Origin of the sequence: Streptomyces sp. NPDC004542 (assembly GCF_040610035.1) — a bacterium.
GTDB lineage: Bacteria > Actinomycetota > Actinomycetes > Streptomycetales > Streptomycetaceae > Streptomyces.
Genome location: NZ_JBEXLP010000173.1, coordinates 1 through 5921, shown reverse-complemented (window position 1 = coordinate 5921; position 5921 = coordinate 1). Strand labels below are relative to the sequence as shown.

Sequence of the window (5921 nt, the reverse complement as noted above, 5' to 3'; positions counted from 1 at the left end):
CCCTCAACGCGTTCCAGATCGCCTTCGAGGGCCGGCTCACCCCGGCCAACAACTGAACCTCAACAACCAAGATCAGCCGTTAAATTGACACACCCCAGCCGCCGTACGAGGTCGTCGTCGATGGGATGCTGGCCGGGATGCATTTGCCCTGTGCTCATGGGCCGTCATCCGATCGTCCGGGGCCGGTGAGCGTCAAATGCTTTTTGCGGAATCCGATGTGCCGAGTAGTTCAGCCTTTATCCTGGTTGACGGCGACGATCGGCAGGAGCGTCGCGGTCGCCGGAACGCCGATCTTTCCGGGGTGTCGCCCCAGCTGGCGTGGGGATGTCGACCAGCCGTTCCAGCAGTTGGTCGAGCGCGGCCTGACCGTCGTCGATGGCAGTGCACCCGTTTCCGCACACGGGAAGACGTCGCCAGGTTCCTCGGCCCCGACAAAACCAAGATCAAACCGACGTGTTGATTCCCGGCAAGCCCTTAGCGCCTTAAAAACGGTGCACTCTCATCCGTACGAGGTGGTGCACGTCCACTTGTACGCGGACACTCTCCGTCTCGACGGAGACGGGTCCACAACCTGGGCACGGTGGTGGAGAGTCCGGATCTGGTGGCCTACCAGAGGAATCGCGTCGTCGTTCAGGCGGCTCTGGCCGGAATGCTGGACGGCAACACGTTCGTCCTGCGCCCAGTGGACGCCGTCCTGGGTGCGCCAGCGCAGGGCGAACTCAACGCCGCGGAGGGCGAGGGACACCGCGTCGCTCGGTGGTGGTCAGCCAGCCGGCGCGGCGGACCACCTCGGACGGCTGCTGCGGGGCGGTGACCGCGCCGAGGACGAGGTGGGCGCGTCGCCTCCGTCGGCCCCCTTCTTGCGCAGCTCGGTGATCTGCCGAGAGGCCGAAGCATGTCCGCGTCAGCGAACCTCCCGGGGAGGCACCAGCGCAGTTCGGCGGCCTGGGAACCGTTCGGCTCGTCGGCAGCGAGCTCCACGAGTGCCGTGACCGGCCGTGTCGGCGCCTCCCGTCCCGCGGCAGGCGAAAACGCGTTGGCTGGCCAGCACCGAACTGCGACGACGCTGGACAGCCTCCCTGGTAGTGCCGGTGCTCACCGGTGGCCGCGGCTGCCTGCGGACCGGTCCGCCGGCACGATCACGGCCTGACCACGGGTCCCTGCCCGATCCAGCCAGTGGCGGCCACCACCTCGCGCGCGATGTCCGCGACGACACGCCCGTCCGTCGCGACCCTCACCACATCCGCAGGAGTCCGCTGATCCAGCAACCGCGCCTTACGCGTACTGCCCTCCCACTCCGTCTCCAGCTCCGAGCCAAGTTCCCTGCACTCCAGCCGTAGACGTGTAGTGGCGTCGGAGGCCGTAAGCAGAACCCTCACGATCCACAACCGGACACCCATGGCCCGCTCGAACATACCGGTCGCCTCGGGCATCACACTCAGCGTGTTCACGTAGATCAAACGCCGGTAACCCCGCCGGGCGTAGTTCGCCCACACCGCAGTCAGATTGCTTTCAGTGATCTCCGCGCGGTGAGGGTCTCCCTCAGGAGCCGGATGCACCTGCCCCATGAAGTCACCGTCGATGACCGCATGAGGAACCGCAGCGCCCCGCAACAACGCCGAAACCTCCCACCCCACACTCGTCTTGCCAACCCCGGCCCGTCCTCCGATGAGCAGCACTTCGGCGTGATCCATGGCCGCAGCCTGGCAGCCCACCTCTGTCTGGTGCGATCGAATATTGGTCGGCCAAAGATCCCGATCTAGGGACTGCAAATCGTTCGGTGTAACTCCCGATCACGGAGGATGCATCGATGACCAGTGAGAACGTGGCCGAGCAGGACGCTGTCGAGTCGGCAGCGGCTGCGTCGGCGAAGGCCCTGGACGACCGGCTGATCGACGAGTTGGTGAGCCGGGCCCAGGGCCGAGGGCCCGTAGCTGACCGGTGAGAGCGGGCTATTGCAGCAGCTGACCAAGCGGCTGCTGGAGTCCGCCCTGGAGGGCGAGATCACCGACCAACTCGGCTATGACAAGCACGACCCCGCGGGCAAGAACGGCGGCAACTCCCGCAACGGCACCCCCGCTCCAAAACGGTGCTGACCGACGTCGGGCCAATGGAGATCGTCGCGCCCCGTGACCGCGACGGCTCCTTCGAGCCGAAGATCGTCAAGAAGCGGCAGAAGCACCTGACCGGCGTCGACGAGATGGTCATCTCGCCGGCCGCCAAGGGCCTGACCACCGCAGAGGTCCAGGCCCACCTGGCCGAGGCCTAGGGCGCAGAGATCTCCCGCCAGACCATCGCCACCATCACCGACAAGGTCCTCGAGGACATGGCCGAATGGCAGAGCAGACCCCTCGTCACCGCATATCCGGTCGTCTTCCATCGACGCCATCCACGTGAAGATCCACGACAGCGCGGTCACCAACCGGCCGATCTACGTGGCCCTGGACGTCACCACCGAGGGCCGCGGGAGATCCTAAGCCTCGTTCGACAAACGCCTGCCCGACACCGAGCCCAAGCTTCGCGAGCTGTTCGCGAAACTCCAGGCCAAGCACGGAACGGTGCTGGCCGTCGTCGACCAGCCAGCCTCGATCGGAGCCCTGCCGCTGGCGGTCGCGAGGGACATGGGCTGCCCGGTCGCCTACCTGCCCAGGCTGACGATGCGGCGGATCGCCGACCTCTACCCGGGCGAGGCCAAGACCGACGCGAGGGACGCATTCATCATCGCCGACGCCGCCCGCGCGATGCCCCACACGCTGCGAGCGGTCGACGGCGAGGACGAGACGATCGCCGAGCTGGAGATGATCGCGGGCTTCGACGACGACCTGGCCGGCGAGGCAACCAGGGTCGCCAACCGGCTCCACGGCCTGCTCACTCAGATCCACCCGTCGCTGGAGCGGGTCCTGAGACCGCGGTTGCAGCATCCGGCCGTCCTCACGCTGCTGGAACGGTTCGGGTCACCAACCCAGATCCGCAAGGCCGGCCGACGTCGCCTGGTCACCCTTCTGCGGCCCAAGGCCCCGAGGATGGCCGAGCGCCTGGTCGAGGAGATCTTCGCGGCTCTGGACGAACAGACCGTCGCTGTCCCCGGCACCGAGGCAGCCGCAATGATCGTCCCGAGCCTCGCGGCTCGCTGACCGCCGTCCTTGACCAGCGCAAGCTGCTGGCCGGGCGGATCGAGGAACTGCTGGAGGACCACCCTCTTTCCAAGGTCCTGACGTCGATGCCAGGAGTCGGCGTCAGGACCGGAGCCCGCATCCTGATCGAGGTCGCGACGGCAGCACCTTCCCCACCGCAGGCCACTTCACCGCCTATGCCGGACTCGCCCCCGCGACCCGCAGTTCCGGGTCATCGATTCGCGGTGAACAGCCATCCAGGAGAGGAAACAAACAGCTCAAGCAAGCCTTCTTCCTCTCCGCGTTCGCCGCCCTGGGCGCCCCGGCCTCCCGGGCCTATTACGACAAGAAGATCACCCAGGGCAAGCACCACACCCAAGCCCTGCTCTGCATCGCCCGAAGACGGGCCGATGCCCTCTTCGCCATGCTCCGCGACGGCACCATCTATGAACCTCAGACGTCAGCCGCACTCACCCGACCTGCGGCTCTGCAAGGAGGACGACTCGATCAGCCTCGGCGTCGAAGCCGAGCACCGGATGACCGTAGCCGCCCTCCGGATCCATCAGCACCGGCTTGCCCAACCACCGCCCGATCTCCCGAAGGAAGCAGCAGAACACATCAAGTCGCTCCTGCCCCTGCAACTCCAGCACGTCAACGTCGAAGTCGACTTCATCGTCGGCACAGAAACGGAAGATGACCAGGACATCGGCAGTGGGCCAGACCCGCAGATTCGGGCACTCGGCGTCAGCCGGACGCGACAGCACGACCTCCGCCCGAGGCACCGGAAGCACCGTCTCACCTTCGGAGTACTCGCACTGCCAGCCCCTTTCCGCGATGAGATCGAGGACAGCCTGCCAGTCCTCCACCGAGGCAGCAGGGACACGCACGTCCGGCAGCGACCCCACCAGATCCGGAGCGAAGAAGCACTTGACGTCATCCCACAGCAGATCAGCCACCCCGCCATGCTGCCCGGCACCCCGACCCAACGCACCCCCGTTTCCCCTCGACCAATGACATAGGGGTACCCCCGGGCCGCCGAACGCCGGCGTTGTTCCCAGTCCGTGGCGTCCGCGCCCCGCGTCTGCGCGATGGCCGATACCACCGCGAGGGACGGCGACCGCTCCCCCGACGCCGCCGGTGACAGTGTGGCCGTCAAGCTGCACCAGCGATGCTGGCCTGCGGTTTTCAGTCAATCCCCCGGGAGCTCGAGGGCCAGGGAGATTTGTTGCACGCCATGGAACGAGGGTGCGCAACAACGCACCGCCCCGGAAACCTGGAATCCGGCCCGCGCCGGACAGCTTCACGGGGACGGCGCAGGCCATCGGACCATGTGCCACGTCCGGCCCCCGGCGCCTGCACCGACTCGGGCGTCCGGCCGACTTCCACCGGAGGCAAACATGTCGTTGATCTCCCGCGCCGCAGTACTCACCGGCGCGGCCCTGCTCGGTGGCGTTCTGATCGCTGCCGCCCCGGCCGCCACCGCCGCCCCAACCGTGGCCCCGGCCGCTCACGCAGTCCCAGCCGTGGCTCCGGCGGGAGCCGCATCCGCACACGCGACCAGTGCAGAGACGGCCCGGTCCTCGGTCCTGCCGGCTGCGGTCCACCCCTGCGGTTACGTCCAACTCGTCGGCTACAGCTGTGACTACTACTACGGGTACGAAACCATCAGAGAGTGGAGCTCCAACACCGCTGCCGTCAAGGAACTCCAGGACATCATCAACGTCCACACGGACTACCCCACCTGGCTGACCGTCGATGGCAGCTTCGGCCCGAACACCCTCGCCGCGGTGACATGGCTTCAGAGCCACCACCACATCGCCGGCGGTGCGGACGGCATCGTCGGCCCGAACACCTGGATGTATCTGCGTACCTGACCGGCCGCTGAGCGGTTACACCGGTTGACGCCCCCAGCCGCCTCCCCTCCCCTATCCCCCTCCGCGCCCCAGGGCGCGCCTCTCGAAGGGACCGCCTGTGGACTGTCCGGCATGCCCGCGCACCTCCGAACCGCCCGCGACCGGCGCACCGGAAGCCGGTGCCGCTCGGGGAGTCCTGCGCTACCGCGGGTTCGTTCTCGGGGAGGGGGAACCGTGCGGGCATCTGGAACCGCCCGCGGACGCGGTCTGCCTGATGGTGCTCTTCCGGGGGAGAGTGACGCTGGGCAGCGTACCCGGCGGTCCTGTCCACCCGGCCTCGTACGACGCCGCGGTCTGCGGGCTGCGCACCCGCGCCCTGCTCAGCCGGCACGGCCCCCCGCTGGCCGGAGTCGACATCGCGCTCGCTCCGTGGGCGGCCTACCGGCTCTTCGGCGTACCCATGAGCAACCTGAGCGAGCGCGTCACGGATGCGCACGAGCTGCTCAACGAGTCGCCGCAGGGAGTGGGGGACCTGGCGCTCGCCTTGGCCTCCCTGCCCCGCTGGCGCGACCGGTTCGCCCTGCTCGACCGGTGGATCAGCCGGTTGATGACCCTCGGTCCCCGCCCCGCCCCGCCCATCACCCAGGCCTGGCAGCGGCTGACCAGCGGTCCGATGCGGCTGCCGGTCGCGGAGTTGGCCCGGGATGTCGGCTGGAGCCAGAGCCAGTTGGAACGCCGCTTCGTGCAGCAGATCGGGGTGACGCCCAAGACGGCCGCCCGCATCGTACGGCTGCGGCGCAGCCTGGGCCTTCTGTCGCACGGCCGTCCGGCCGCAGAGGTGGCCGTGCTCGCGGGCTACTGGGCCTTGTCCCCGAGGAGTGGACACCTGTTCGTGTTGCTATGCGGCGAGTGTCAGGGTAGCTGACTGCTGTTCGTAGGCGATCGGTGCCTGCTG

Annotated in this window: 4 protein-coding genes and 2 pseudogenes; 4 read left to right on the top strand and 2 right to left on the bottom strand. The window is 68.0% G+C overall.

Features of this window, described 5'->3' with window-relative positions:
* Positions 1-1139: 1139 nt before the first annotated feature.
* Positions 1140-1694, bottom strand: coding sequence for a hypothetical protein (locus tag ABZX30_RS37620; RefSeq protein ID WP_355942810.1), 555 nt, complete (start codon positions 1692-1694; stop codon positions 1140-1142).
* Positions 1695-1810: 116 nt separating this feature from the next.
* Between ABZX30_RS37620 and ABZX30_RS37615 the strand changes: the two are divergent.
* Together ABZX30_RS37615 and ABZX30_RS37610 are read left to right on the top strand one after the other, a co-directional pair.
* Positions 1811-2462: pseudogene (locus tag ABZX30_RS37615) on the top strand (transposase); the annotation flags it as partial.
* Positions 2436-3576: pseudogene (locus ABZX30_RS37610) on the top strand (IS110 family transposase); the annotation flags it as partial. The pseudogenes ABZX30_RS37615 and ABZX30_RS37610, both read left to right, overlap by 27 nt.
* Positions 3577-3583: 7 nt before the next feature.
* Here ABZX30_RS37610 and ABZX30_RS37605 read toward each other — a convergent pair.
* Positions 3584-4069 carry a hypothetical protein gene (locus ABZX30_RS37605; RefSeq protein ID WP_355942808.1) on the bottom strand — a complete coding sequence of 162 codons (486 nt, stop codon included), beginning with the start codon at positions 4067-4069 and terminating at the stop codon, positions 3584-3586.
* 441 nt (positions 4070-4510) lie between these two features.
* Between ABZX30_RS37605 and ABZX30_RS37600 the strand changes: the two genes are divergently transcribed.
* Together ABZX30_RS37600 and ABZX30_RS37595 are read left to right on the top strand one after the other, a co-directional pair.
* A complete protein-coding gene (locus ABZX30_RS37600; RefSeq protein ID WP_355942805.1) occupies positions 4511-4987 on the top strand; it encodes a peptidoglycan-binding domain-containing protein in 477 nt (158 codons plus the stop codon).
* A gap of 97 nt (positions 4988-5084) precedes the next feature.
* Complete coding sequence (locus tag ABZX30_RS37595) at positions 5085-5891, top strand: helix-turn-helix domain-containing protein (RefSeq protein ID WP_355942803.1); 807 nt, start codon at positions 5085-5087, stop codon at positions 5889-5891.
* The last annotated feature ends 30 nt before the right edge of the window (positions 5892-5921 follow it).